This is a genomic window from Pseudorhodobacter sp. MZDSW-24AT (assembly GCF_002794355.1).
Taxonomy (GTDB): domain Bacteria; phylum Pseudomonadota; class Alphaproteobacteria; order Rhodobacterales; family Rhodobacteraceae; genus Pseudotabrizicola.
This window is the reverse complement of the sequence record NZ_PGOI01000019.1, coordinates 1-1168: the sequence shown is the minus strand read 5'-3', so window position 1 is coordinate 1168 and position 1168 is coordinate 1. Positions and strand designations below refer to the sequence as shown.

At 60.4% G+C, this 1168-nt stretch carries 1 protein-coding gene; it reads left to right on the top strand.

The window, feature by feature from the left end:
- Window positions 1-1168, top strand: a 1168-nt coding sequence (gene tuf / locus CUR21_RS18365) for an elongation factor Tu (protein ID WP_100198526.1), incomplete at both ends; no start/stop codon positions are given.

The window sequence follows — 1168 nt, the reverse complement described above, 5'->3', positions numbered from 1 at the left end:
ATGGCAAAGGCAAAGTTTGAACGGAACAAACCGCACGTCAACATTGGCACGATCGGCCACGTTGACCACGGCAAGACGACGCTGACGGCGGCGATCACCAAGTATTATGGCGAATTCCGCGCCTATGACCAAATCGACGGTGCACCGGAAGAGCGTGCACGCGGGATCACGATCTCGACCGCGCACGTGGAATACGAGACCGCGAACCGTCACTACGCCCACGTCGACTGCCCCGGCCACGCGGACTATGTGAAGAACATGATCACCGGTGCCGCCCAGATGGACGGCGCGATTCTGGTGTGCGCCGCCTCCGACGGCCCGATGCCGCAAACCCGCGAGCACATCCTGCTCGGCCGTCAGGTGGGTATCCCCTACATGGTCTGCTACATGAACAAGGTTGACCTTGTTGATGACGAAGAGCTGATCGAACTGGTGGAAATGGAAATCCGCGAGCTGTTCTCGTCCTACGAATACCCGGGCGACGACATTCCGATCATCAAGGGCTCGGCCCATCAGGCGATGATCGGTGAGCGCAAGGACATCGGCGAAGATTCGATCCACGCCCTGATGAAGGCCGTTGACGAATACATCCCGACCCCGGCACGTGCGGTTGACCAGCCCTTCCTGATGCCGATCGAAGACGTGTTCTCGATCTCGGGCCGCGGCACGGTTGTGACCGGTCGCGTGGAGCGTGGCGTGATCAACGTTGGCGACGAAGTCGAAATCGTCGGCATCCGCGACACCAAGAAGTCGGTCTGCACCGGTGTGGAAATGTTCCGCAAGCTGCTGGACCGTGGTGAGGCTGGCGACAACGTCGGCGTTCTGCTGCGCGGCATCGACCGTGAAGGCGTGGAGCGTGGTCAGGTTCTGTCGAAGCCGAAGTCGGTGACGCCGCACACCAAGTTCGAAGCTGAAGCCTATATCCTGACCAAGGAAGAAGGCGGCCGTCACACGCCGTTCTTTGCGAACTACCGTCCGCAATTCTACTTCCGCACCACCGACGTGACCGGGATGGTTCAGCTGCCGGAAGGCACCGAGATGGTGATGCCGGGCGACAACCTGAAGTTCAACGTTGAACTGATCGCGCCGATCGCGATGGAAGAAAAACTGCGCTTCGCCATCCGCGAAGGCGGCCGTACCGTCGGCGCAGGCGTGGTGTCGAAAATCA